The sequence below is a fragment of the Streptomyces sp. NPDC007896 genome (assembly GCF_042959425.1).
GTDB lineage: Bacteria > Actinomycetota > Actinomycetes > Streptomycetales > Streptomycetaceae > Streptomyces.
Window position 1 is genome coordinate 24148 of record NZ_JBIBKX010000005.1, and the last position, 23431, is coordinate 47578.

The following is a 23431-nucleotide window of genomic DNA, read 5'->3' on the forward strand; positions in this document are numbered from 1 at the left end:
GAGACGTTGCGACCTTCACCCCGGGGCCGCGCAGGGTCCATAGCCACAAAGCTGTTGAGTGACCCACACCACGACAGTGTGGGACCTGCGGGAGGCACTTCGGGCCGCGAGGCTCCGAAGCGCCTGTACGTGGAAATCGGAACAGTAGATTCCATGTCAGCAGTCCCGTCCTCGGGGCCGTGGGGGGCGTGCCCGTGGCCGAGCCCGCGGTCCGTCCGGCCGCAGTCAAGGCCCGTGAGGTGAGCGACAGGAACCTCACCGCCCACCACCGTCACCTTTGTATGATCAGTTGATGACTGCCTCCGTCGTACTTCAGGTGGCCGCGACGCCCACCTCTCCCGCTCTCGTTCTTCGCCCCTGGTGCATGGAGGACGTTGCCGCTCTGGTCGAGGCGTGCCGGGATCCCGGATTGCGCCGCTGGACGAGCCATGTCGTGGACAGCGATGCCGACGGGGCACGGTGGGTGCGGGCCCAGCAGCGGAGCTGGACAGCGGAAGACCGGTTCAGTTTCGCCGTCCTAGAGGCACAATCCGGTCCAGTTCGCGATCAGTTACTGGGCAACGTCGTCCTGAAAGAAGTCGCCTCCGGCAAACCGGCGGCCGAGGTGGGCTACTGGACCGCGGCGCACGCTCGCGGGCGGGGAGTTGCCCCCCGCGCTCTGGAGGCTCTCACCAGCTGGGCCTTCGGCACCTTCGAAGCCGATGGGCTAAAGCGTCTCGAACTCCTGCACCAGGAAGACAACCTGGCGTCGTGCCGGGTCGCGCAGAAGAGCCGGTACGACTTCGACAGCGTCCTGCCCGCGGCGCCACCCTCCTTCCCTCGCGATGGCCACCTGCACATACGGCGCATGGATGCCTGAGGTCGACAGGAATTGGTGCCGACCTGTCGCATCGTGCACGGCTCGCCACGCCGTCTCGCCGACGTCGCTCTCCTTGGTGAGCAGGTCCTGGCCCGTGAAGTCGTCCCTGACCTACTTCGCGAACGGTGCGCAGGGCGCCTGGACCAGCTCGTCCAGCGACCCGCCGTTCGCCGCCTTGTCCGCGAAGTTCGTCGTCAGGCAGGCGCCCGGCTCAACCGTCTTCGCCGACACGTAACTTCGTCATCGGCTCCCCCGACACCGCCCTGTTGAGCTCGCTCCTGCCCGACGTCGTGCACGTGCGCGACGTCGGCCGACTTGCCGTACTGGTCCAGTTCCTAGATCTTGGTCGGCCATGTCGGCCACGCAGCGGAGCCCGCCTGGGTCAGGGCTTCATGCCGTGCTTCTTGTGCTGCGTGGCGGCGGCTGTTCTTCCCGAACTGGCCTTCGCTACTGCCATGGCGCAGGTGGCGGGAGAGGAACTGAGCAGGCCTTTTTTGGTGCCCAGAGCCGGGGCCTCAGGTCTGTCTCACTCGTGGGCCAGTCTGTCTTGTCCCATGATCTCGGCCTCATGAAGACGTCGGCGAGGCCGTTGGTGTCGCCGGGGACGAGGTTGGTGGCCGCCGAGACTAAGGCGACGCGGCGGCCGTCCCCGCTCAGGCTCGCGGCGGAGCTCACCCCGTCGGCCTGGGTGCCGTCGGCCGTGGTGCTGACGCGCACGATCGTCTGCGTCTTCCGGTCGAAGGCGAACACGTCGGTGACCTTGTTGGTGTCGTCGGGCACCAGGTCGCTGGTCCCGCTGCGCGTCTTCAAAATCCGCAACTTCTCCGCCGCCACCCTGACCACGGCCGCCATCGCCTTCGCCATGACCGGCATGTTCCTGCCGCTGGTCATCTACCCACAGTCCGCGCTGGTCCTGTCGCCCACCGAGGCCGGCCTGCTGACCGCGCCCATGGCCCTCGTCTCCGCCTCCATGGGCCTGTTCCTCGGCCGCCTCTCAGATCGCGTGGGCGGCAAGTACCTCGTCATGTCCGGTCTGTTCGGCATGGCGGGCGGCCTTGTCGTCGTCGCGATTCAGGCTAGGGCGGACCTCCCGGCCTGGCAGCTGACACCGGGGGTGGTGCTGATGGGCCTCGGCATGGGCTTCGTACTGGTCCCCGTCAACGGCGTGGCGATGGGCTCAATGCCGGCCGAACTGCGCGGCGCGGCCTGCGGCATCTTCTTCACTGCCCGCCGGCTGGGCGCGGTCCTGGGCAGCGCCGCCATCGGCGTACTGCTGCAAGCGTGTATTTCGGCGAACGTGGCCGCCGAGGGACTGCCCACGCACCTGACCCGCCAAGCCGCGCAACTCGCCGACCAGGCCATGCGGAATGGACTCACCCAGGCGGCGAGGGAAACCCTGATCCCCTCGGCTGCGGTTCTTGTCCTCGGCACGCTCGCGGCGGCGGAAATGCGGCGCACCGAGTCGCACGAGAAGAGCAGGGCCGTGACTTTGCAGGTCGCGGAGAGATGATCGGCAGTCAGGGGGCTTCCATGCGGGATCTGATGTCGTCGATGGTCACCCCGGGAGCGCTTTCGACGACAGCGAGGCCGTCGGGGGTGATGTCGAGGAAACCGGGATCGGTGATGCCGCGGTGGACGCAGCACTCGCTGGTGAGGGGCAGGGCGCCCGCCTTGAGGATCTTTGGTGAGCCGTCCTTGGCCGTGTGTTCCAAGAGGACCATGACGCGGCAAGCGCCGTGGACAAGGTCCATTGATCGCTCGCAGAAACCTCGCGGATCGCGCGGGCGGAGTACGCCTTGCCGACCATGATCACATCCGGCCTGGTGCGCGGCCGTCCATAGCGCCGGGGAATACGCAGTCGGGACATCACGTCCGTGAAGGCGGGAGCGTCGCCGGCCAGCCGCGGTGAGAACGCATGCCGACGGTCGGCAGCGGCCCTCGGCGGCGAGGCGGATTTCGTGGTCAGTCCGCCGCGGGAGCGGCCGATGGCGCGGTCTTCCGGTTCGCCGGCCGGAGCCCCTATTTTTGGGGGACCCGGCCGCGTGCTGGTGGGCACGCACGATCGTGGAGTCCACCGACACAGCCCAGTCCAGGTCCTCGTCGGCATCGGCCTGGGCCGTCGGCACGCTGAATACCCGCTCCCAGGTGCCGTTGACCACCGACATCCGCAGCCGGTTGCAGACCCCCGCCAGTTGCCGTACCGCTTCGGTGTCCGGTCGGGAAGCAACGACTCAATCCGCGCCCACTGCATGTCAGTTGACGGCACACCCGGACCAACGACGGACGGCTCCGAAGAAACTGCTCAGGCACACATCAGGGGTTCCAGAAAACCGAGGTGAACGCACGGTCGAAGCGCCGCGCGGCCAGGTCCTCGCGTTGGATCACCCAGTGGACGGTGGCGCTCTCCCAGCCCTGTACGTCCAAGCCGGCCTGCCAGTCGGCCAGGAGCACCCAGTCCGAGACATCATCCGGAACCGGCCCGTCCCACCGGCCCGCTTCCGCCGCTTTCACGGCACGGTACGCGGCAATGGCGATCGGATCGGTGTAGATGGCCTCCTCCCAGGCGTATCCCCCGATCTGCAGCGGCCCCGCGGGGGCGATGGCGTCCTGGGTGCTGTTCCAGACCTCGACGAGTTCCTCGGCGCGAGGATGTCCCGGAAGCGGACCGCTCCCCGGCTCCTCGAGGAATTCGACCGCGTGGTGGTAGGGCAGCGACACGCTGGTCGTCGCCCGCAGCGCGCCCCGGGGGAACGCCTCGAACATCGCCTCTTCATCCTCGTGGTCGAAGGTGTTCCAGGCGTTCCTGTCCCGTTCCGTCACGGCCGTGCCGGCGGGGACGTACACCACGCTGCCCATCGTGTCGTAATCGTCGGCGGTCTCGGGGAAGGCGAACAGCAGCAGCTGGCCGTCCGGAGGCAGGAGCAGGTCCGTCGCGTCGGCGGGCAGGGCCGCGAGTTCGATGGAGGCGACGAAGGGGTGGGCGGGGTCCGGGACTTCGGCCGGAAGCAGGAGCGGACCGCCGAACCGGCCCATGACCGGGCCGTCCCCGTCCCGCCCCAGCGCCGCGCAAGGGCGAGCGGTGCCCAGCCACCGCTCTACGTCGTCGACGGGTATGTCCCGCGCGATCGCCTCGTCACGGAACGGACGTAACAGGTCCCCCATCTCAGGAGTCATGGGCAGACCGTAGAGGAAAGGACTGACACAGCGGCGTCGAAGCCGTCGACGGGCCACCGAGGAGCGCAATCCACGAAACCGACGGTGGGACGTGAGCCTCCAGCTCGACGAGACACGCGTCGCACACCATCCCCGCCAGAACGAGACACGACCAGCACAGGACACAACCACTGCGCCAACAAGCAGGGCATCGAAGGCATCGTCGCCAAACGCACCGCCTCTCCCTACCGAGCCGGCCGCACCGGGACGTCGTGGTTGAAGCTCCGCCACGCGGACACGATCGAGGCGGCCGTGGTCGGTCCACCGGCACCGCCCGGCACTTGAAGGCCCTCGCCGTACGGCTTCCCGACGGACGCGTCGCGCTGTCCCAGCGCCTGACCACGGTGCTCGCGGCCGCCGTCGCCGCGCGCCTGGTCCCCCGGCCCGGGCGCGCGTCCACGAAGGCCGGTGGCTACGTCATGGTGGAGGTCGTGGCGGGCACGACCCGGCACGCAGTCGTCACTGTGGTCCGGCTCCGCTGAGGGACGTCAGGTAGTAGCCGGTGATCCGCCGCTTGCCCTGTTGCGTGAGGGACGTCGCGTGGAGGTAGCCGACCGGGTAGAAGGGCCCGGCCCGCCCTGACCAGCCCGACGCCCAGCACGGCACCCCCGCCGGCGACGCAGCCGGAAGACAGCCAGCCGATCTTCTGCCCATCGGCCCAGGCCCCCACGCTCGCGGCACCAAGGAATCCCAGCAGGCACACGACACTGATCAGGACATACCACCAACGAGAAAGCACCGGCTCACCCCTGCGTGTACCGCGAACGGGACCTCTTCCCAGCGGTCCCCGCCTGTTCACGACGCGCTGCCCAGCGTCGACGCAACCAGTCACCGATCTCCCCGATTCCGACCAGGAACGCGGCGGATGCGGCGCATGCGGTGAAAGAAGCAGCCTGGTCAACGGCCTGCCCAAGGAGCCACAAAGCAAGGGCGAGCAGCAGCCACCAGACCGTGAGCGACCACGTATGTCGCCACAAGCGAGTGCGGCCGGTCATCGGGTGACCACCCGGGTCCGCTGGGTGGCAACGATCACCACGATGCATCCCACAAGCGTCACCACTGCCCCCAGGCCAGTGACGTTCCGTCTCTGCTTCTCGCTCACCGCGGCACTCCCTTCACATGGTCGGCGCGCGCTGCGCCAGGTCCAGCTCAGTTTCGAGACGGGTCCTACCTTCGGTGCGCCTTTCGGTCCCCCACCGGAGACAAACCCTCCAGCCCACGGTCCAGCACCTAGGGAAGCAACTCGTCCAGCGGGCGCTGGAGCAGGCGGGGAGGCGGCCAGGCGGTGTCCCAGCGCCAGGCCGTCCACCGGTCGGCATCCGCGAACGGCCCCGCCCTGTCTTCGAGCAGGGCGAGTACCTGGGTGCGGGCGAGCTCCACCGCCTGGTGCTCGGTGTCGGAAACGATGCCCAGGCGACGCGCGTGGGCGTACTCGTCCACGTCTTTCCACTCGATCGTGGTCAGGTCAGGGTCGATGACGAGGTCCACGGCCAGGTCGAAGGTATCGAACCCGCCCAGGGTGCGAGTTGTGGGGTGTTCGAAGTTCACGTACCGGTTCCGCAGCCGACGCCCCTCCCTGTCGGGGACATAGAAGGCGTTGACACTGAACCAGGCGCCGGGCGGCTTCCACAGCAGCAACTCCGTGTCCTGCCACAGTCCCGGGGCAAGCTCCCACTCCCCCGTCGCCATCGCGTCGAACGCCTCCATGCGCACCGAACGGTCGCCGTCGCTACGAGCCTTCACGTACAGAGACGGCCACAGCGCCTGGGCACCCGGGCGACACGCGGTCACCAGCGCCACGTCGGTGTCCTCGATGACCCGCAGCGCCTGCGCGCTCCACACCCGACCGCGGTAGACGTCCCGCCGCACGACTGTCTCCCCGACGTCGAACACCCGCACCTGGTCACCTTTTCCCTCACCCCGACATCCCGCGCCGGGCAAGCTCACAGAATGACTTACCCAGCTGCGCACAGGGTCCGTCAGGCAGACCATCCGGCAGCAGGGCATCGGCGCCGTCGGGACGCAACGCCCGAACAGTCCGCTCGCGGGCTCGGGCGAGTTGCTCCCGGAAGGGAGCAATCTGCGGATCACCCGCCGCGCGGCGCAGGTACGCCAGAGCCCCCAGCGTTCCGGGAGGCGGACTTCGTCGGGCAGGACGGCGCGGGAGCGACCTTCCCTGGACCGCGTCGGTCGTCACCCTCGTGCGCCGCAGCCTGCGCCAGTGCCTGGAGCAGCAGGCCGACGGACAGAACACCGCCGTCGACTTCACCGACGCCATCAGCGGACCACCACACCCACGGCACAACCGCGGCCCCGCATCACGCGCATCCGCGATCACGACCAGCCGCAGCCGGGGAACGTCGGCCCTGCCCATGCGCCCACCATACGGACGCCTGCTCCATCCGCCCAGCAGGGGACAGCATGGTGGGAAGACACTCAGTGTGTGGCAGATCGCGCCGATGACGAGCGGCCCAGGCCGGTGGGAAGCTGTCGTTGACATGTCGTAGCGTCAGGTCAGCGGTGTCGGCAGGTGGTCTGGTGAAGGCAGGGTTGCCGGCATGCTCGTCGCCGCCGCGGTGCAGGACTCGTCGACGTCGACAGCGCGCGGTGCCGTGACCTTGGCGCTGTTCGTGGTGGGCCTGGTGGTGATGGTCTCGGGAATCATCATCGGTGACGAGTCTGCGGATGGCGATCGCGCGTGGCTGGTGTGGGTGCTGTGTGGGTTGTTGACGATCGGGGCGGCGCTCGCGCTCGTCTCCCTCGTCGTTGCCTTCTGGTACGTGGTCGTCTGCGCCGGTTTGCTCTGATCGGTGCGGTCCTGCGGGGGCTGGTCCTGCTGATGGAACTTGTCTCCGAACTTGCCGGAGACAGTCCGCTGCCCTACGGCCTCGGCGGGATCGGCATTGGCGTCATCTGCCTGGCCGGGACCGTCGTCAGTGCCGTGACGGGTCACCCCTGGCTGGCGCTGATCGCACTCACCGCCGCGATGGCGCTCATCGGTACGGCCGCCGTACTGATCCTCCACGAAGGCCGCTTCGAGCTGACATCGGGTCAGGCGGTGATCGTCGCGGCCGTCGGATCCCTCGTCACTGCGGCCTGCGGCCTTGCCCTGCTCGTTCTTGGGCCGCTCGTCGCACTGACCACATCCGGCGACGTCTTTCATAGGGTCATCGGCGGCGGGGCCTTCGCCTACTTCGGCGGGATGCGGCTCTGGATCGCCGGCGAAGTGGTCGAGGTGCGCCGTGCCTGATACCGAACCTGGGGCGCGATGGTTGCCGTGGAGCGACAGGCATCACTTGGCGTCGATCGAGGCCGAATCGGCGTGGCCGAACCCGATCATGCGGAAGGGGAGAGTTGTTCGCGCACCCATTCAGGATCGGGGTTGACATGCGGCCGGCCCGCCACGACGACGGTCGGCACGGTCTCATTGCCATCGTTGGCTGCCCTGACCGCTGCCGCTCCGGCCGGGTCACGCCAGATGTCGACCCAGTGCAACTGGCGGGCGCTACGACCCAACCGGATGCGCAGTCGCAGGCAGTACTTGCAGCCCGACCGCCAGAAGACGACCGGCCGGCCGTCGGCCGCGCTGCGGCGTTGTGCCTCCAGCGCACTGATCGACCTCGGGAAAATCAGAGGTGAGTTCACGCCTGCGAGAAGCACAAACACCAGCAGGAGCGCTGCGGCTGTGCCGGGGTTCCCCCTGAGGACCAGCCCAGTCGCAACGACTGAGCCGCAGAGCACGAACAGCATCGGCAGGATCCAAGCACGCGTCATGAGGACTCAGGCTATCGGCGAGTCGAAATGCTCCTCGAACCAGGTCACTCACCTGGGCATTCGCCTGCCTGACCGTGCGTGGGGACGAGCTGTTCGAGCTGACGGACGCGTTGCTCTGTGCGGACGGGCCGGTGACGGCGCCGGTGGACCTGACGCCGGTGGACGGACCTGACGTCGGTGGACCTGACGCTGGTGGACCTGACGCCGGTGGCCGAGCATCGACGCGGGCACGGTGCCATGTACGACGCGTTGAACCGCGGGAAGGTCGATGTGTCCCGGCTGCGGCGGGTGCTGACCGGCCTACCTCAGCCGTGGGCTGCCGCCTGCCGAGCCCCATCGATCACTCCGTGCGCGGTCGATCCAGCCGCTTCGGGCTCGTCCGGCACGGGCCCCGCCTCCGCCGCGGTCCGAGCGGTCGCAGTCCCGGAAGACTCGCTTCCCCCCACGTCCAGCTTGGCCATGGCTCCCTGTCCCGGCTCGATCATGCCCAGTGTCACTCCGACGATGATGATCGCGCCGCCCGTCACCTGGGCGAGCCGGATCGACTACCCGTTGATCACGACGGCGCCGATGACGCCGAAGACCGGGACCAGGTTGAGGATGTTGACCGCGACGCTCGACGCCACCCTGAGCAGGCCGTAGTTGTAGAGGAGGAAGCCGCCGACCGAGCACGCCACGGCCAGGTGGACCAGCAGCACTATGTCCCCCAGCCGACGCGATCTGCCGCCGACCTCGCCCCGTTGCGTACGACGATGAAGGCGCCGACGCTGCCAGCAGCACGCCCGTCACCCTCGGCAGCGGCATCCGGGTGCGGAGGGCGACCAGCTCCACCAGCATCGGCATCAGCGGGTAGGCCTTCGAGACCTTGCTGGAGGGGATGCCCGAGCTCATCTCGATCTTCGTCCTCACCCGGAACGACGACTTCCTCGTGCACCTCGCCGTCCGGGACACCGACCATCTGCACGCAGTGGTCCTGGAAGAGCTGACGAAGCCCCCGGAACTCGCCGCCGTACGGACGTCGGTGGTCTACGGGCACATGCGCGAGAAGGTCATCGGTCCGACATGACACCGGGGTGCGGACCAAGCCGGCCCACCCTCCTTGCACACATGGTGCTCATCAGCGGTCTCTCTCCCGCGTCTGGCCACCTGTCGCTGCGGCAGTCCTCGAAGCCCGAGGCCCCTCCAAGCGGGTGAGGTCAGGATCGTAGATTGTGCTCATGACCAAGGAGACGTCGCCTGAGCGATTAGCGCGGTCCACCAGACGGAGGCATGCCGCCCCGAAGAAGGCCAAAGGCGGGGGCGGGCTGCTGCGTTCGTCTGCGCTGATGGCGGCGGGAACGGTGGTTTCGCGCGCCACCGGACTGATACGGCAGGTGCTGCAGGCCGCCGCACTGAGCACCGGGCTGCTGGCCACCACCTACAACCAGGCCAACACGGTGCCGACCAGTTTGTACTTCCTGCTCATCGGCGGCGCGTTGAACTCCGTCCTGGTTCCCCAACTGGTCCGGGCCCGCGCAGACGACCCCGACGGCGGAGCCGCTTTTGAGCAACGCCTGGTCACCCTGGTGCTGTGCGTCCTCGGCGTGGGGACCGCGCTGGCCACGTGGGCCGCCCCTGAGATCATCAGCGTCTACCAGCACGACACACCCGCCACGCACGACGCGTTCGACCTGACCGTGGTCTTCGCCCGCTACCTGCTCCCGCAGATCTTCTTCTACGGCGTGTTCAGCATCTTCGGCCAAGTCCTCAACGCCCGGGGCCGGTTCGGCGCGATGACGTGGACCCCGGTCCTCAACAACCTCGTCCTGATCACCATGTTCGGCCTCTACCTAGGCATGGTGACCGCCCCCGAACACATCTCGGACATCACCGGCGCCCAAGTCAGGCTGCTCGGAATCGGAACCACACTCGCCCTGGCCCTCCAGGCACTCGCGTTGATTCCCTACGTCCAGGCAGCCGGTTTCCGGTTCCGACCGCGCTTCGACTGGCGCGGAACCGGCCTGCGCAAGAGCGTGAACGCAGCACGCTGGACCCTGCTGTTCGTGCTGGCCAACCTCGTGGCGAGCACGGTGGTCACCCGCCTGGCCTCCGCCGCCGACGCCGCCCTGCCCCACGACGGCGTCGGCTACACCGCCTACAGCTACGCCCAGCAGATCTGGATGCTGCCCCAGTCGATCGTCACCGTCTCCCTTGTGACAGCCCTGCTCCCGCGCATGAGCCGGGCAGTGACCGAGCATCGTGTCGACGACCTGCGCGCGGACCTGTCCCGCGCGCTGCGGGTCAGCGGTGTCATCATCGTCCCGGCCGCCTTCTTCATCCTCGCGTTCGGTCCGCAGATGGCTCAACTACTGTTCGCCCACGGCGCCGCCGACGCCGCGGCCACCGTCCCCCTGGGCCACATGCTGCAAGCCTTCGGTCTGGGATTGGTCCCGTTCTCCGCCCAGTACCTCCTGCTGCGCGGCTTCTACGCTTTCGAAGACACCCGCACGCCGTTCCGGATGGCGCTGTGGATCAGCGGCATCAACATCGCTCTCGCCACGGCCTGCCACTTCCTGCTGTCCCCGCGATGGGCGGTCACGGGGATGGCCGCCGCCTACGCTCTGTCCTACGCGATCGGCCTGCTGCTGACGGCCTTGCGGCTGCGGCGGCGCACTGAGGGGCTGCTCGATGGCCGGCGGATCTGCCGCACCTACGCGAGACTGACCGCGGCCGCCACCGCTGCCGGAGGTACCGGGTGGCTCATCGCCCGCTCCTGCAGCCAGAGTCTGGCATCGGCTTCCTGGACGCCGGCGCTTTCACTGGCCGCGGGCGGCATCGCGATGGCCCTGCTGTTCCTGCTCTTTGCGCGGCTCATGCGGATCGGGGAGCTGCGCAGCCTGCCGGGGCTGGGGTGAACCCGGCACCGGCAGACGTATCGTCGACAGGGCTCAGGAAGCGGTGCACACGCTCCCCGTGGGCCCGCGGCATCCTCGGCCGCAGAGCTTGCCCTGGGACTTCGCTCCGGCCAGGACAGTGACTCGGAAGTACTGGCCTGCCCCGAACCGGAGCGCCTGTGAGAGCTTTCCCGCCTGCTCCTCAGAGAAAGCAGTTGTCCTACATGTCGTTTCCATGAACGATCCGGGTGTGACCACGTTGTTTCTGACCGTCGGCCTGCCGGGGGCCGGAAAGACCACGAGGGCTCGGCAGCTGGCCAAGGAGCACAGCGCGCTGCGGCTGACTCCGGCGAGGCGGACCTCTCGCACTGGAGGACGCTGTTCGAGGAGCCCAACGCCACCGAGCTCGAGGGGCAGGAAATCGAAGGTCCGCCTCCTGGGCGGCGGGGCTGGCTCGCGTGGGCCGCCGATCGGTGGCCGTCTTTCACGTGACTTTCCGGCCCGACCCTGGTGCGGCCCCGCCCGGGAGCGTGGTCGACCGGTTACTCACATGCTGAAATCGCCGAGCCCCCGGGTCAACAGGCCCGGGATACGAGCGCCTTGTACTCCATGTCGGACAGGTCTGTGGCCCGCACGTAGACCTGGACACCGTCGAGAAGGTTCCGCAGTGTGCCGTAGCCGGAGGAGTGCGCGATCCTCTCCTCGGCCTTCGTCCCCGCCGGGCACCAGGAGATCAGTACGATCCTTTCCTGACGGGTCCCGTCCGCTGTTGCGAAGAGCAGGTCGTGGACGACGTACCGGGGCTCGTCGGCCGGCAGGGCCTTCAGCAGCTCGTCGTGTGTCAGGTTCCCCTTGGAGTCGGGGATGACGGTCTCCAGGCTGTCGCTGAGCCGGAAGATCACTGTGTTGATGTCCCGCCTGCTCTTCAGCTCCTGGAAGGCGCTGATACAGCTGTCGTCCACTGGGATACCACCGCTCACGACGAGTCCTTCTGAATCATTGGGAGAGCAGGCCGAGCGGCTCAACGAACCGGCTCCCCGGGAGGTTCTGGGCCGCCGGCCCTGAGCACCTGTTCCGGCTGACCAGGGCGTGCCGGTCGGGCGGTCACGGCGCGGAGACGGAGGACGGCTTCGGCGCCGTGAAGTCCCCAGCGGGCGCCGGTGGCATGGCCGCCCTCGCGGCGGTGATCCATACGCCCGGCGTCAGCCGCTGCTTCGGCCGTACGCCCCTGGGCCGCCCCGCGCATGCCGCGCCGGGCGGCGACCGAGCGGGGACCCGGCCCTCCGTCTCAGCCCTTGCCGAAGTGCGCCGCGGGGAAGGCGCCCGCCGCCCTGAGAGTTCTCGTGAAACCGCCGGCCAGCTCGGTGAGGCGCGCGGTGGCGGCAGGGCCGAGGTGGGCGTACGGGGCGGCGTCGAGGCGGTCGGTGAGCGCCTCGGCCTCACCGCGCAGGGCCCCGCCCGCCTCCGTGAGGTCCCCTGCCTCGTCCAGCAGGCCGCGCTCGCGCAACCGGTCCCGGGCGGCGGCCCACTGCTGTGCGGACCACCCGCGGGTCCGCATGAACAACGCCGACGTCGGCGCCGTGCCGGTGGCGTTGTGCAGGACGAGGGCCTCGATCCCGGACAGGCCGGCCACCGCCAGGGCGGCGAGGTGTCCGTCACCCCGGTGCTCGCGCAGCAGCGTCGCGGCGTGCCACAGGGCCAGGTGCGGTTCCTCGGGCACGGGGAGGCCGGCGTTGGCGGCGTACAGCGGCCTCGCCTCGCGGCGGCACGCCTCAGTGGCGCGCAGCGCCAGCTCGGCCGCCTCGGCCATCTCCTTCGACGTGAGGGCCTCCTCCCCGAGCAGTCGCCGCAGCGTCCCGTCCGCGCCGCGCAGCCGGGCCGCGAGCACCGCCTCCGGCGTGGCGACGGCCCACGCGGCGGGGATGTACCGGGTCACGTGCTCGTGGTTGAAGTTGTAGAACGTCGCTGTGACGGTGCCCGCGCCGACCGGGCCGAGCGGGGCCGCGCGGCCCGCGAAGTAGGCCATGGCGCCGCGCTCCAGCCCGAGCGCCGCGAGTTCGTCCTGCTGCTCCGGCGCGAAGTACACGGATGAGTGCACGGGATTGACGACGTTGTGGCAGCGGCGGCCCGCGCTCGCCTCGAACGGCCTCACTCGCCGGCCCACGGCACGAGGACGGCGCGGGCGAGCGTGTGCTGGAGGATGAAGAAGCTGAGGGCGGCCGGGGTCGAGTCCGAGGTTATCCCGAGGTCCGTCACGGACGGTACGTCGAGTGCGTTGACGGCGATGTAGTAGCGGTGCTTGCCCGTTCCCGGCGGCGGTGCGGCACCGACGTAGGCGGTGGCGCGAACATCGTTCGAGACGTGGAAAGCGCCGTCCGGCAGGCCACCGTTGCCGGGGGTGCCGGCGCCGGCGTCGAGGGACGTCACGTCGGCGGCGATGTCGGCCACCGCCCAGTGCCAGAAACCGGACGGGGTCGGGGCGTCCGGGTCGTACATCGTGACGACGAAGCTGCGGGTGGCGGCCGGGAAGCCGTCCCACGACAGCTGCGGGGAGCGGTCCTCGGCTCCGGCGGCACCGCTCATGGCGGCGAAGTGCGCCACCGGCAACGGTGCCCCGTCGGCGACGTCCGCGCTCCTGACGGCGAATTCGGGAACGGCAGGCATGGTGTCGTACGGACTGGTCATCGGGTCTCCCATCGAGCCAGGCTTGCTGACTTTCAATAATCAACCACACTTTTAAAAATTGCGCCAGCTGTCAAATGTTGTAAGATCCGTCCCGTGGCGAGAGGTGCCGGGCAGCAGACCCGCAGCGAGGCGGTGCAAGACCGCATCCGGGCCGACATCCTGGGCGGACGGCTCCGGCCCGGCCAGCGATTGAAGTTCCCCGAGCTCAGCGAGCGATACGGGGTGAGCACCGGCGCCGTACGCGAAGCCCTGCTCAAACTGGTCGCCAAGCACCTGGTCAGCTCCGAGGCGCATCACGGTTTCCAGGTCACCGACGTGACCGCTCGCGGGTTGGCCGACCTGACCGACACCCGCACCGAGATCGAGTCCCTCGCCCTGAGCCGCGCCATCAGCGAGGGCGGCCTCGCGTGGCAGGCCCAAGTGCTGGCCGCCCACCACACTTTCGAGCAGACCCCACGCGGCGACGGGGACCAGCCCAGCGAGGACTGGCTGATCGCCCACGCCGACTTCCACACCGCGCTCCTGGCCGGCTGCGCCAATCCCCGGCTACGCGACCTGGCCGCTTCCCTGAGGGAAGAGGCCGAACTGTACCGGCGGTGGAGCCGGCCCACACCGGCAGATGCGCACCGCTGGACCGACCAGGCGGTCCACAAAGAACACCGCGACCTGCTCGACGCGGTCATGGCCCACGACAGTGAGCGGGCTGACGCCGTCCTGCGCCGCCTGATCGGCTCCACGTCAGGCATGGTCCTGGACACCGAGCCGCACGCGTGATGCCCGGCTGAGATTGAGGCGGTTCTGACCGGCGTCACGCCGTGAGCACCGAGTCTCTTGGGGTTCCCGGTGGGGTTCCCGGCCTGATCGGCCTTCCGCTTCCGGGACACCCTCCCCCTCAGCGACGTCATCGACGCGTGCTTCGCGGGGCTTCGTGCCGGTCGCCGGATGAAACTCCTGATCGATCCGACCTCCTGACGCACGCATCACCGTGGTCGCCCGGTATCGCCCTGCGCAACGTCGCTAGTCCTCGATCACCAACCCCTTCGCCGCGAGAAGCGGCGCGAGATTGCAGATGTCGACGACCGTCCTGCCCGCCCGATACGCGGCGATGTACCCCGCCTCGGCGTCGACCCGCTCCTGTGAGGCGGCGACCGCCTCGGCGGCGTCCTCGCGGCGGACGACGACCACACCGTCGGCGTCGGCCCGCATCACATCGCCGGGGCGGACGAGCACGCCGCCGACCGTGACCGGTTCGCACATCGGTCCGACGGTCTCCTTGACCGTGCCCTTGATGGACACACTGCGGGAGAAGACCGGGAATCCCAGGGCGCGCAGGTCCTCGGTGTCCCGGACCCCGGTGTCGGTGATCAGGCCGCCGAGGCCCTTCGCCTGGCAGGCGTTGGCGAGCACGTCTCCGAAGGAGCCCGCCTCCTCGTAGGCGCCGGCGGACACGACCACGACGTCCCCCGGGCGGGCGTAGGCGATGGCGGTCTGCAGCATCAGGTTGTCGCGCGGTGCGCACTGGACGGTGAAGGCGGGACCGCACAGGGACATGCTGTGGTCGACCGGCTTGATGGCCGAGTCCAGCGCCCCGAGTCGGCCCTGTGCCTCGTGGATGGTCGCCGAGGAGAAGGCGCTCAGTTGCCTGACCACGGCGGGCTCCGGCCGCTCGAACTTGGTGCTGACGCGGATCATGATGACCTTTCGAACGAATCAGGCGGAGGGCTCGGTTTGGGCGGGGGTCAGTGCTGCACAGGCCACAGCGATGCGTTCGCACGCCTCGGTGAGGACATCCGTCGACGTGGCGAACGAGATGCGGAAGTAGCCGGGTGCGCCGTACGCGGTTCCGTGGATCACCGCCACCTGCCGGCTGTCGAGAAGGTAGCGGGCGAAGTCCTCGTCGTTCTCGATCCGGGTTCCGTCCGGTGTGAACTGGCCAATGGTTTCCTGGCAGTTGACAAGGAGGTAGAAGCCGCCGTCCGGGACGGTGCAACCGAGCTGAGGAACGTCGTTGATGAGCTTCACGGTCTCGTCGCGGCGGGCGCGGTAGACGCGCACGGTGTCCTGGACGAAGGCCTGCGGTCCCGTGAGCGCGGCGGCAGCGGCGGCCTGGCTCACGGAGGAGGGGCAGGAAGAGGTCTGGGACTGGAGCGTGTTGATCGCGGTCACCAGCTCCGCCGGGCCGACCCCGTACCCGATGCGCCAACCGGTCATCGCGTACGTCTTGGAGACGCCGTTGGTGAGGAACACCCGGTCGGCCAGGCAGGGTTCGACGGCTGCGAGGGACGGGGCGTCCTCGTCGCCGTACCAGATCTCGTCGTAGATCTCGTCGGTGAGGACACGGACGTGGGGGTGCCCCAGCAACACCTTTGCCAGCGCGTGCAGTTCGCCGGTGGTGTAGGCGGATCCGGTCGGGTTTCCAGGGGTGTTGAGGACGACCCAGCGCGTGCGCTCGGTGATCGCCGCCGCGAGCCGCTCCGGGGTCAGCTTGAAGCCTTCCGCCTCCGGGCAGTCGACGATGACCGGTGTGCCGTCGTTGGCGCGGACCATGTCGGGATACGACACCCAGTACGGGGCGGGGACGATGACCTCGTCCCCCTCGTCCAGGGTGGCCATCAGGGCGAGGAAGATGACCTGTTTGGCGCCACCGCCGACGGTGATCCGCTCGTCGGTGAACTCCAGGCCGTGGCGCTCGCGGAGTTTCCCGGTGATCGCGGCGCGCAGGGCGGGAGTGCCGTTCACCGGGGTGTACTTGGTCTCGCCCGCCTCGATCGCCCGGATCGCGGCGGTCTTGACGTGGTCGGGGGTGTCGAAGTCGGGCTCGCCCACGGTCAGGTCGAGGATGGTGAGCCCCTGGCTCTTGAGTTCGCGCACGCGCTGCGCCGCCGCCGTGCTGGGCGAGGGCTTGATACGCCGTACGCGCTGTGCGGTGTTCACGCGCTCTGCCGTGTTCATGTGATCAGCCCTCCCTGCGCTCGAAGTTGAGGCCGCCGGGCACCTGGAAGGTGGGCAGGATCTCGATGTGGCCGATGTTGACGTGCCGGGGCGAGTCGACGGCGAACTCGATGGCGTCGGCGATGTCCTCGGGCTTGAGGGACTCGTAGCCGTCGTAGTACTCGCGCTGGGCGGCCTCCATGTCGCCGAGCAGGCGGCCGAAGATCTCCGTCTCCACGCGGCCCGGGCAGATCTCGCTGACGCGCACGCGGCGGCCGTAGCCGTCGACGCGCAGTTGGCGGGAGAGGGTGTGCACGGCTGCCTTGGTGGCGTGGTAGATCGTGTTGCCGCCGAAGTTGTAGACGCCGGCGATCGAGCTGATGTTGACGATGTGGCCGAGGTCGCGCTCGACCATGCCGGGCATGAGCAGGCGGACCAGGTGCAGGACGGCCTGGATGTTGACGGCGATCTGCTCGTCGACGGCGAACTCGTCGGCGGTCAGGATGTTGCCGGTGCGCGAGACGCCCGCGTTGTTGACGAGGACGTCGATCTCCAGGCCGTCGAGGACGGCGGTGAGCGCCTCGGTGTCGGTGATGTCGACGGCGTGGGGGATGCAGCCGGTGGCGTCGGCGAGGGCGTCGAGCCGTTCGGCGTTGCGGGCCACGGCGTGGACTTCGAGGCCGCGCTTGGCGAGTCGCTCGACGACCACGGCTCCGATGCCGGTCGACGCTCCGGTGACGAGGGCCGTCCTGTAGTCGGAGATGGGCATGCTGATGTGCTCCTTGATGTGCTCGGTGGTGGGGGGCGTGCGGGTGCCGATGTCCGTGTCCGTCAGGCGTCGCGCAGGGGGAGATGGGCCCTGTCCTGCACACGGGACACGGCGATGAGCGTGCCGAGGGCGGTGACGACGGCGTAGAAGGCCGGCATGTTGACGTTGCCCGTGCGGTCGATGAGGTAGGTCATCAGCAGGGGGGCCGTGCCGCCGAAGAGTGCGGAGGAGACGTTGTAGCCCAGGCCGTAGGCGGAGTAGCGCACACGGGTCGGGAAGAGTTCGACGAGCAGGATGTGGATGACGCCCGTGTGGCCGGCGAACACGACCGCCATGATGCAGGCGCCGATGACGGCGAGGGCGACGTTGCCGGTGCCGATCAGGAGGTAACAGGGGATGCCGACGACGGCCATGGCGATGGCGGCTCCGGCGAGGACCTTCTTGCGCCCGACGCGGTCGGAGAGACGGCCCATGTAGGGGATGGCGATACAGATCGCGACCAGGCTGGAGGCGGTGACGAGGAGGCCCTGGACCTTGCCGAAGTCCAGCTCGCTGCTCATGAAGGTGGGCATGTAGCTGAACAGGACGTAGTAACCGGAGCCGTTCATCAGCGGGATGAACAGGGCCAGCAGCATGGCGCGCCGGTGCTCGGCGGAGCTGAACGCCTCCTTGAGGGGGTTCTTGGACAGGCCGTCTTCTTCCTTCAGACGCGTGAAGTTGGGCGTGTCGCTGATGCGCTTGCGGATGTAGATGCCGGCGATGCCGAGCGGGACGGCGAGCAGGAACGGGATGCGCCAGCCCCAGGACTCCATGCGGGCGGTTCCGAGGCCGCTGGTCATGGCGGCGGCGACCAGGGTGCCGGTGAGCAGAGCGAGGAAGGACGCGATCTGCGCGTAGCTGGTGTAGAGGCCGCGCTTGCCCTCCGGGGCGTGCTCGGCGAGGAAGCTCATGGCGCCGGACGCCTCACCGCCGACGGAGAAGCCCTGCGCGACGCGCAGCAGGATCAGCAGGGCGGGCGCCGCGACACCGATGCTCGCGTGGGTGGGCAGCACGCCGATGGCCGCGGTGGCGGCGCTGATCAGCAGGATGACGAAGACCAGCATCCGCTGGCGGCCGATGCGGTCGCCGAGGTGGCCGCAGATGACGGCGCCGAGGGGGCGGAAGAAGAAGGAGACGGCGTAACCGAGGAAGACGAGCTGGACGGCGTTGTCGGAGCCGGGGAAGAAGACGGCGGCGAGCGATCCGGCCATGAAGCCGAAGATGCCGTTGTCGTAGAGCTCGGCGAAGATCCCGACGCATCCCGCGAGGGTGACCTTGCGGGCTGTTCTGGGATCGACGGTGTTGGGGACTGGCTGAGCGGCCACGGTACTCATGGCGTCTCCTGTCTGAGCAGCAGGCGTGGGATGAGGGGCGTTACGGCTCCGTGCGGGCGGGCTTGGTGCGAGCGGGTTTCGTGCGGGTGAGCAGAAGGGGCTGGTGAGCGGGTGCGGTGCGGGGAGTCAGCTGCCGGCGGGGGCGCGGATGCGCAGGGCCTCGAAGACCGTACGAACCCTGGTTCTCAGGGCGTCGACGGCGTTGCGTTGCGAGCGGTGGGCGGTGACCGCCTGGTCGAGGGTGCGGTGGCGGAAGCGGATGGTCTGCCCTGGGCGCACCTGTCCCAGGGCGGACAGACCGGTGGCGGTGACGACGGCGAGGACGGGGTAGCCGGCCGTGACACCGCGGCCTCGGTGCAGTACGAGGAGTTCGTCCCCTGCCGGTACTTCGACGGCGCCGATGGGGACGCCGCGGGAGAGCATCTCGCCCTCGGTCACTCGGCGGGGCACCTCGCCCTGCAGCCGCAGGCCGATGTGGTTGCTCCGCGGGGTGACGGTGAAGGGGGCGTCGAACAGGCGGCTTCCCGTGTCCCCGAACTCGGCCCGATCGGGGCCGTCGGTGACGTCGATGGTCCAGGTGGTGGGGAACGGGAGGACGGGAGCGCGCAGGCGGAACAGCGGGATCCGCGAAAAGGGGTGATCGATGGGCGGGCAGGCCGTGCGGAGGACGAGTTCGTCGCCGTCGCGCAGGGTGGGGCCGAATCCCAGGATGGTGTCGGGGGCGCAACTGCCCTGAAGACAGTCCGCTTCGAACGAGCCGAGTACGGCCAGGTAGACGCGCAGCCCCTGCCGGATGCCGGTGACCCGGACGATCTCGCCGGCGCGCACAGGGACCGGTTCCCACTGCGGGCGGACCGTTCCGTCGACGGTCACGTCGGCGGGGGCGCCGGTCACGGCGACGAGGATGTCGCCGGAGGGGACGCACGCGAAGTCGAGAGCGGTGATCTCCAGCAGCGGGGCGCGCTCGTCGTTGCCGCACAGGACGTTGGCGACGCGCGCCGAGTGCTGGTCGGCGGCTCCGTTCGCCGGCAGACCGTAGCGGGAGCGGCCGACACGGCCGAGGTCCTGCACGGTGACGATGCCCGCGGTGCGGATCGTGAGGGTGTCAGCCATGGCAGTCCGCCAGAGTCATGTCGGCGTACTCGTCCCACTGTCGGGGTGTGATGGGGAGGAATCGGAAGGTGTCGCCGGGCTGGTAGGCGGTGATCGGGTCGCGGTGCAGGTCGAGGACGCGCACGGGAGTGCGACCGAGGAGCGGCCAGCCACCGGGCGAGGGCATCGGACAGATGACCGCCTGCCGGCCGGCGACGGCGACCGAGCCGGGATCGACACGGGTGCGGGGCGACGGCAGCCGCGGCACCGGTCCCGGGAAGGGCGGCCCGTCCATCATCGGTGCCCCAGCGGGCGCGCCGAGGCAGCGTACGGTGAGATCGGACCCGGAGTGGAGGGCGACGACCTCGCCTTCAGCCAGGCCGAGTTGGGCGGCCACCTCGGGCAGATCGGGGCCGTACTCGCCGCCGTAGACGACGGGTACGACGAAGCGGCGCGGAGGTGTCGTCGGCGCGGGGTGCGGTCCGAGGCGGGCGGCCTCGTGCGCCAGGACGCGCCTGACGGTGTCGTGGTCGGTGGCGGCGCAGTCGAACTCCACGAGCAGGGCGTCGTAGGTGGGCACCACGTCGTGGACACCGGTGAGTCGGACGGTGTCCAGGGCATCGGCCAGGGCGTGGACGAGCCGCCAGGCGGCTTCGGCGTCCAGGCCCACGGCCTTGGCGACCAGGGCGCAGTCGCCGCAGTCCGTGATCGTGACGTTGCCGTTCATGTCAGACGCCCTTGCCGCTCAGTACTTTGTCGAGAGAGGTGATCTCGACACCTGCGGATAGGAGTTGCTCGCGGACACGGCCGGCCAGTGCGATCGCTCCGGGGCTGTCTCCGTGCAGCAGGACGGTGTCGCAGGCGACGTGGACGTCCGTGCCGTCGACGCTGCGGAGGACGCCTTCGGTGACCATCCGCAGGGTGCGCCGGGCCACCTCGTCCGGGTCGTGGATCACCGCTCCGGGCTCGGAGCGGGGGACGAGGGTCCCGTCGGCGCGGTATGCGCGGTCGGCGATGCCGACGATGCCCACGCGCAGTCCGCGGGCGCGGGCCGCGTCGGCGAGCTCGCCGTCCTGCGCGAGGACGATCAGCGACTCGTCCAGGGCGGCGACGGCGTCCACGACGGCACGGGCGTAGTCGGCGCGTACGGCGACCAGGTTGCCCAGGCGTCCGTGCGGGGCGACGTGGTGCACCCGGGTGCCGTGCGCGACGGCGAACGCCTGGAGGGCGCCGATCTGGTACAGCACGTCCGTACGGACCTCCTCAGGAGTGAGGTCCATCGCGCGGCGGCCGAAGCCGACCAGGTCGGGAAAGCTCGGGTGAGCGCCCACGGCCACTTGCTTCTCCACGCACGTCCGAACGGTGGCGTCCATGATCCGCGGATCACCGGCATGGAACCCGCAGGCCACATTGGCGGAAGTGAGCATCTCCAGAAGGGCTTCGTCGTCGCCCATCGTGTAGGCGCCGAATCCCTCGCCGAGATCGGCGACGAGATCAACCATGGGGGTCATGACGTCCTCCGGGAGAGAATACGGGAAAGGAGATGTCATCACGTCTTCGTGATATCCGGAAAGGTCCTTCTTTTCTCCGACCCAAAACGTGATCGCGAGCAGAAGGAATCCCTGGGTGTCGACTTACTTCGACTTTGCCGGGCGGTTCCGGCTGGATGTTCGGCTCAACTTAATCCCCTGCTCGCGTGACCGCCAATATGCGTTCGGTCTGGCGTTATCGCGAACGGCTATGACCCGCCTCACACCCGGGGCTCGCCGGGGCTGTGCTTCGGGGTGGCCCCTCCCTACGATGAGGCTCCGCTCCCCGTGGAAGGCCCCCGCATGGACACCAGGCGTCTGTACTCGTTCATCAAGATCATCGACGCTGGGAGCATCACGCGCGCGGCCGACATCCTGCACATCGCACAGCCCGCGCTCAGCCAGCAACTGTCCGCACTGGAGGCGCAGTTCGGGCAACAGCTGCTGATCCGCAGCAAACGCGGGGTCGCCCCGACCGAGGCGGGCCGGGCACTGTACCGGCACGCCCAGTTGATCCTCCGCCAGGTGGATCTCGCGCACGCCGCCGTCGAGGTCTCCGGCCGGGCTCCCGCCGGCAGCGTGTCGGTGGGCCTCGCGCCGTACAGCCTGGGCGCGGCGCTCGCGTTGCCGCTCCTCAAGAGCGTGCGCGAGCGCTACCCGGACATCCTGCTGCACATCAACGAGAACTTCGGTGGCGTGATCAGCGAAGCGATCATGACGGGCCGGATGGACATGGCGTTCATCTACGGGGCCGGCCCGCTGCGGGGTGTGCAGTTCGAGCCCGTACGTACGGAGGACCTGTTCCTGATCGGCGCACCGGGCCGAACGGCCCCGCCGGGACAGGGCGAGGTGAACCTGGAGGAACTCACGAACGTGCCCCTGCTGCTGCCCAGCCGCATCCACACGATCCGGCAGGTCGTGGACGCCGCCTTCCAACAGGCGTCGCTCCAGCTGAACGTGGTGGGCGAGGTCGAATCCGCGCTGACGCTCGTCAACGCCGTGGACGCGGGTCTCGGCGCCACGGTCCTGCCCTGGTCGGCGGCGCGCGCCATCCTCGACGTCCGCTCGCTGTCGGTGCGCCGCATCGTGGAACCCGTGATCCAGGTCAAGCTGTCCCTGGTGACGTCGGACAATCAGCCTCTCTCGGAGCCGGCATTGGCAGTGCACAATCTGTTCCTCGAACTGATCGAGGATAAGGATCGCCAATAGCGTCAAACAAATCCGCTCTTTGTTTCCGGTGACCGCCCCGGCTAGCGTTTTCGAAACGATCCGCCTGGTCTGGCAATGCACGGCTCGCCACTGGAGAAACAGATGAAAACGCGTGTCCTCGCCACCCGTGAAAACCTGCCCGGCCGCGGCCTGGCCCGCCTGTCCGAGGCGGCGGACGTGGTGGCCTGGCCCGGGACCGGGAAGCCCGGACCCCCTGACCTCGCGGCGCTCGCCCCCAAAGTGAGCGGCGTACTGGCACTGGGCAACGACCCGGTGGACGGCGCGCTGATGGACGCGGCGGGCCCCTCGCTGCGCGTCATAGCGCTGGCGAGCATGGGATTCGACAACGTGGACCGGGCAGCCGCCGCCGAGCGCGGCATCGTCGTCACCCACACCCCTGGCGTGCTCGCGGAGACCACCGCCGACCTCACCTTCGCGCTGATCCTCACCGCCCGCCGTCGGCTCGGCGCCGCCGGAGCGAGCCTGGCGGAAGGCTCCTGGGGGCTGTTCCGGATGCACGACTACCTCGGCCTGGACATCCACGGAGCCACTCTCGGCCTGATCGGCTACGGGCAGATCGGGCGCGCGGTGGCCCGCCGGGCCCATGGGTTCGGCATGCGCGTGCTCCACCACGACCCCTACGCCCCCGACGACGACCTGTCGGCCTCGGTGGGTCTGCCCACGCTGCTGGCCGAGTCCGACATCGTGTCGCTGCACGTGCCGCTCACCAAGGAGACTCGGCACCTGATCTCGGCCCGCGAACTGGCCACGATGAAGCCCACGGCCACACTCGTCAGCACCTCCCGCGGCGGTGTCGTGGACGAGGATGCCCTGCTGCACGCCGTCCGGGAGGGACGGTTGCACTCCGCCGGGCTCGACGTCTTCGAACGCGAGCCGATGGGAACGGAGTTGTCGCCGCTGGTGGCGCAGGAGCACGTGGTCACGCTGCCCCACGTCGGGTCGGCCACCGAGGCCACTCGGGCCGCCATGGTCGATCTGGCGGTCGACAACATCCTCGACGTACTCACCGAACGCCCCGCCCGAACCCCCCTCCCCGGCAGTCCGGCCGTGCCGAGCACCCCCGCAGCACCCGCGTGAGTCACCCCGCTCCCCCGTCCTCGGGT

General features: G+C 69.2%; 26 protein-coding genes and 1 pseudogene. 12 read left to right on the forward strand and 15 right to left on the reverse strand.

Translation table 11 applies throughout. The features are described 5' to 3' along the window. The first annotated feature begins 292 nt into the window (after positions 1–292). The 3 genes from ACFZDJ_RS17420 (at position 293) to ACFZDJ_RS17430 (ending at position 2369) form a co-directional block, all read left to right on the forward strand. Complete coding sequence (locus tag ACFZDJ_RS17420; protein WP_390935914.1) at positions 293–859, forward strand: GNAT family N-acetyltransferase; 567 nt, start codon at positions 293–295, stop codon at positions 857–859. A 94-nt stretch (positions 860–953) separates the two neighbouring features. Further along, positions 954–1094 (forward strand): hypothetical protein, encoded by a 141-nt coding sequence (locus ACFZDJ_RS17425; RefSeq protein WP_391059907.1) that lies wholly within the window; start codon positions 954–956, stop codon positions 1092–1094. A 378-nt stretch (positions 1095–1472) separates the two neighbouring features. Then, complete coding sequence (locus tag ACFZDJ_RS17430; RefSeq protein ID WP_391059909.1) at positions 1473–2369, forward strand: MFS transporter; 897 nt, start codon at positions 1473–1475, stop codon at positions 2367–2369. Between the two features lie 7 nt (positions 2370–2376). On the opposite strand, the gene ACFZDJ_RS17435 is transcribed toward ACFZDJ_RS17430, so the two are convergent. Both ACFZDJ_RS17435 and ACFZDJ_RS17440 read right to left on the reverse strand, forming a co-directional pair. Then, positions 2377–3024 (reverse strand): CoA-transferase, encoded by a 648-nt coding sequence (locus tag ACFZDJ_RS17435; protein ID WP_391059911.1) that lies wholly within the window; start codon positions 3022–3024, stop codon positions 2377–2379. Positions 3025–3172: 148 nt separating this feature from the next. Beyond that, on the reverse strand, positions 3173–4033 hold the full coding sequence (locus ACFZDJ_RS17440; protein WP_391059913.1) for a DUF1963 domain-containing protein: 861 nt from the start codon (positions 4031–4033) through the stop codon (positions 3173–3175). Positions 4034–4353: 320 nt separating this feature from the next. Here ACFZDJ_RS17440 and ACFZDJ_RS17445 point away from each other — a divergent pair, with 320 nt between their 5' ends. Continuing rightward, complete coding sequence (locus ACFZDJ_RS17445) at positions 4354–4554, forward strand: hypothetical protein (protein WP_390935924.1); 201 nt, start codon at positions 4354–4356, stop codon at positions 4552–4554. Positions 4555–5302: 748 nt separating this feature from the next. Here the strand turns inward: ACFZDJ_RS17445 and ACFZDJ_RS17450 are convergent. Next, positions 5303–5971 (reverse strand): DUF402 domain-containing protein, encoded by a 669-nt coding sequence (locus tag ACFZDJ_RS17450; protein WP_391059915.1) that lies wholly within the window; start codon positions 5969–5971, stop codon positions 5303–5305. Between the two features lie 659 nt (positions 5972–6630). Between ACFZDJ_RS17450 and ACFZDJ_RS17455 the strand changes: the two genes are divergently transcribed. Together ACFZDJ_RS17455 and ACFZDJ_RS17460 are read left to right on the forward strand one after the other, a co-directional pair. Next, positions 6631–6879, forward strand: coding sequence for a hypothetical protein (locus ACFZDJ_RS17455; protein WP_391059917.1), 249 nt, complete (start codon positions 6631–6633; stop codon positions 6877–6879). 32 nt (positions 6880–6911) lie between these two features. Then, positions 6912–7322 (forward strand): hypothetical protein, encoded by a 411-nt coding sequence (locus tag ACFZDJ_RS17460; RefSeq protein WP_391059919.1) that lies wholly within the window; start codon positions 6912–6914, stop codon positions 7320–7322. Positions 7323–7408: 86 nt separating this feature from the next. On the opposite strand, the gene ACFZDJ_RS17465 is transcribed toward ACFZDJ_RS17460, so the two are convergent. Beyond that, positions 7409–7846 (reverse strand): glutaredoxin domain-containing protein, encoded by a 438-nt coding sequence (locus ACFZDJ_RS17465; RefSeq protein WP_391059921.1) that lies wholly within the window; start codon positions 7844–7846, stop codon positions 7409–7411. Positions 7847–7914: 68 nt separating this feature from the next. Between ACFZDJ_RS17465 and ACFZDJ_RS17470 the strand changes: the two are divergent. Next, positions 7915–8167 (forward strand): annotated as a pseudogene (locus ACFZDJ_RS17470) (hypothetical protein); the annotation flags it as partial. 224 nt (positions 8168–8391) lie between these two features. Here ACFZDJ_RS17470 and ACFZDJ_RS17475 read toward each other — a convergent pair. Beyond that, positions 8392–8544, reverse strand: coding sequence for a hypothetical protein (locus ACFZDJ_RS17475; protein ID WP_391059923.1), 153 nt, complete (start codon positions 8542–8544; stop codon positions 8392–8394). Positions 8545–8723: 179 nt separating this feature from the next. Between ACFZDJ_RS17475 and ACFZDJ_RS17480 the strand changes: the two genes are divergently transcribed. After that, positions 8724–8912 (forward strand): Lrp/AsnC ligand binding domain-containing protein, encoded by a 189-nt coding sequence (locus ACFZDJ_RS17480; protein WP_391059925.1) that lies wholly within the window; start codon positions 8724–8726, stop codon positions 8910–8912. Positions 8913–9063: 151 nt separating this feature from the next. Continuing rightward, a complete protein-coding gene (murJ, locus tag ACFZDJ_RS17485) occupies positions 9064–10740 on the forward strand; it encodes a murein biosynthesis integral membrane protein MurJ (RefSeq protein ID WP_391059927.1) in 1677 nt (558 codons plus the stop codon). A gap of 554 nt (positions 10741–11294) precedes the next feature. Here the strand turns inward: murJ and ACFZDJ_RS17490 are convergent. From ACFZDJ_RS17490 to ACFZDJ_RS17500, 3 genes are all read right to left on the reverse strand, one after another. Then, positions 11295–11699 (reverse strand): actin-binding ADF family protein, encoded by a 405-nt coding sequence (locus tag ACFZDJ_RS17490; protein ID WP_391059929.1) that lies wholly within the window; start codon positions 11697–11699, stop codon positions 11295–11297. A 308-nt stretch (positions 11700–12007) separates the two neighbouring features. Then, the gene (locus ACFZDJ_RS17495; protein WP_391060556.1) at positions 12008–12871 is read right to left on the reverse strand and encodes a hypothetical protein; all 864 of its coding nucleotides are present in this window, start codon (positions 12869–12871) and stop codon (positions 12008–12010) included. Further along, a complete protein-coding gene (locus ACFZDJ_RS17500) occupies positions 12868–13404 on the reverse strand; it encodes a YbhB/YbcL family Raf kinase inhibitor-like protein (protein WP_391059931.1) in 537 nt (178 codons plus the stop codon). The genes ACFZDJ_RS17495 and ACFZDJ_RS17500 overlap by 4 nt, the downstream gene beginning before the upstream one ends. A gap of 93 nt (positions 13405–13497) precedes the next feature. On the opposite strand from ACFZDJ_RS17500, the gene ACFZDJ_RS17505 reads away from it, so the two are divergent. Continuing rightward, positions 13498–14178 carry an FCD domain-containing protein gene (locus ACFZDJ_RS17505; RefSeq protein ID WP_391059933.1) on the forward strand — a complete coding sequence of 227 codons (681 nt, stop codon included), beginning with the start codon at positions 13498–13500 and terminating at the stop codon, positions 14176–14178. A 243-nt stretch (positions 14179–14421) separates the two neighbouring features. On the opposite strand, the gene ACFZDJ_RS17510 is transcribed toward ACFZDJ_RS17505, so the two are convergent. The 7 genes from ACFZDJ_RS17510 to ACFZDJ_RS17540 form a co-directional block, all read right to left on the reverse strand. After that, entirely contained in the window at positions 14422–15096 is a 675-nt protein-coding gene (locus ACFZDJ_RS17510; protein WP_385371968.1) for a 4-carboxy-4-hydroxy-2-oxoadipate aldolase/oxaloacetate decarboxylase, read from the reverse strand. Positions 15097–15114: 18 nt separating this feature from the next. Further along, positions 15115–16356, reverse strand: a complete 1242-nt coding sequence (locus tag ACFZDJ_RS17515) for an aspartate transaminase (protein WP_391059935.1) — start codon at positions 16354–16356, stop codon at positions 15115–15117. A 4-nt stretch (positions 16357–16360) separates the two neighbouring features. Then, on the reverse strand, positions 16361–17104 hold the full coding sequence (locus ACFZDJ_RS17520; RefSeq protein WP_168499282.1) for an SDR family oxidoreductase: 744 nt from the start codon (positions 17102–17104) through the stop codon (positions 16361–16363). Positions 17105–17166: 62 nt separating this feature from the next. Continuing rightward, entirely contained in the window at positions 17167–18477 is a 1311-nt protein-coding gene (locus ACFZDJ_RS17525) for an MFS transporter (RefSeq protein ID WP_391059937.1), read from the reverse strand. 126 nt (positions 18478–18603) lie between these two features. Next, complete coding sequence (locus ACFZDJ_RS17530; protein WP_391059939.1) at positions 18604–19590, reverse strand: biotin-dependent carboxyltransferase family protein; 987 nt, start codon at positions 19588–19590, stop codon at positions 18604–18606. Then, positions 19583–20296, reverse strand: a complete 714-nt coding sequence (locus ACFZDJ_RS17535; protein ID WP_391059941.1) for a carboxyltransferase domain-containing protein — start codon at positions 20294–20296, stop codon at positions 19583–19585. The genes ACFZDJ_RS17530 and ACFZDJ_RS17535 overlap by 8 nt, the downstream gene beginning before the upstream one ends. 1 nt (position 20297) lies before the next feature. Then, a complete protein-coding gene (locus tag ACFZDJ_RS17540; RefSeq protein ID WP_391059943.1) occupies positions 20298–21080 on the reverse strand; it encodes a 5-oxoprolinase subunit PxpA in 783 nt (260 codons plus the stop codon). 321 nt (positions 21081–21401) lie between these two features. On the opposite strand from ACFZDJ_RS17540, the gene nac reads away from it, so the two are divergent. Together nac and ACFZDJ_RS17550 are read left to right on the forward strand one after the other, a co-directional pair. Next, positions 21402–22307: a nitrogen assimilation transcriptional regulator NAC gene (nac, locus tag ACFZDJ_RS17545; RefSeq protein ID WP_391059945.1), complete on the forward strand. Its 906-nt coding sequence runs from the start codon at positions 21402–21404 to the stop codon at positions 22305–22307. A gap of 102 nt (positions 22308–22409) precedes the next feature. After that, positions 22410–23405, forward strand: a complete 996-nt coding sequence (locus ACFZDJ_RS17550; RefSeq protein WP_391059947.1) for an NAD(P)-dependent oxidoreductase — start codon at positions 22410–22412, stop codon at positions 23403–23405. Positions 23406–23431: the final 26 nt, after the last annotated feature.

What these genes read in the sequence shown, in the direction of transcription:
- ACFZDJ_RS17420 (WP_390935914.1), top strand. Translation starts at nt 293, where the DNA reads ATGACTGCCTCCGTCGTACTTCAGGTGGCCGCGACGCCCACCTCTCCC.
- ACFZDJ_RS17435 (WP_391059911.1), bottom strand. Translation starts at nt 3,024, where the DNA reads ATGTCGGTGGTCAACGGCACCTGGGAGCGGGTATTCAGCGTGCCGACG.
- ACFZDJ_RS17440 (WP_391059913.1), bottom strand. Translation starts at nt 4,033, where the DNA reads ATGACTCCTGAGATGGGGGACCTGTTACGTCCGTTCCGTGACGAGGCG.
- ACFZDJ_RS17455 (WP_391059917.1), top strand. Translation starts at nt 6,631, where the DNA reads ATGCTCGTCGCCGCCGCGGTGCAGGACTCGTCGACGTCGACAGCGCGC.
- ACFZDJ_RS17460 (WP_391059919.1), top strand. Translation starts at nt 6,912, where the DNA reads ATGGAACTTGTCTCCGAACTTGCCGGAGACAGTCCGCTGCCCTACGGC.
- ACFZDJ_RS17465 (WP_391059921.1), bottom strand. Translation starts at nt 7,846, where the DNA reads ATGACGCGTGCTTGGATCCTGCCGATGCTGTTCGTGCTCTGCGGCTCA.
- ACFZDJ_RS17480 (WP_391059925.1), top strand. Translation starts at nt 8,724, where the DNA reads ATGCCCGAGCTCATCTCGATCTTCGTCCTCACCCGGAACGACGACTTC.
- murJ (WP_391059927.1), top strand. Translation starts at nt 9,064, where the DNA reads ATGACCAAGGAGACGTCGCCTGAGCGATTAGCGCGGTCCACCAGACGG.
- ACFZDJ_RS17500 (WP_391059931.1), bottom strand. Translation starts at nt 13,404, where the DNA reads ATGACCAGTCCGTACGACACCATGCCTGCCGTTCCCGAATTCGCCGTC.
- ACFZDJ_RS17510 (WP_385371968.1), bottom strand. Translation starts at nt 15,096, where the DNA reads ATGATCCGCGTCAGCACCAAGTTCGAGCGGCCGGAGCCCGCCGTGGTC.
- ACFZDJ_RS17515 (WP_391059935.1), bottom strand. Translation starts at nt 16,356, where the DNA reads ATGAACACGGCAGAGCGCGTGAACACCGCACAGCGCGTACGGCGTATC.
- ACFZDJ_RS17520 (WP_168499282.1), bottom strand. Translation starts at nt 17,104, where the DNA reads ATGCCCATCTCCGACTACAGGACGGCCCTCGTCACCGGAGCGTCGACC.
- ACFZDJ_RS17525 (WP_391059937.1), bottom strand. Translation starts at nt 18,477, where the DNA reads ATGAGTACCGTGGCCGCTCAGCCAGTCCCCAACACCGTCGATCCCAGA.
- ACFZDJ_RS17530 (WP_391059939.1), bottom strand. Translation starts at nt 19,590, where the DNA reads ATGGCTGACACCCTCACGATCCGCACCGCGGGCATCGTCACCGTGCAG.
- ACFZDJ_RS17535 (WP_391059941.1), bottom strand. Translation starts at nt 20,296, where the DNA reads ATGAACGGCAACGTCACGATCACGGACTGCGGCGACTGCGCCCTGGTC.
- ACFZDJ_RS17540 (WP_391059943.1), bottom strand. Translation starts at nt 21,080, where the DNA reads ATGACCCCCATGGTTGATCTCGTCGCCGATCTCGGCGAGGGATTCGGC.
- nac (WP_391059945.1), top strand. Translation starts at nt 21,402, where the DNA reads ATGGACACCAGGCGTCTGTACTCGTTCATCAAGATCATCGACGCTGGG.
- ACFZDJ_RS17550 (WP_391059947.1), top strand. Translation starts at nt 22,410, where the DNA reads ATGAAAACGCGTGTCCTCGCCACCCGTGAAAACCTGCCCGGCCGCGGC.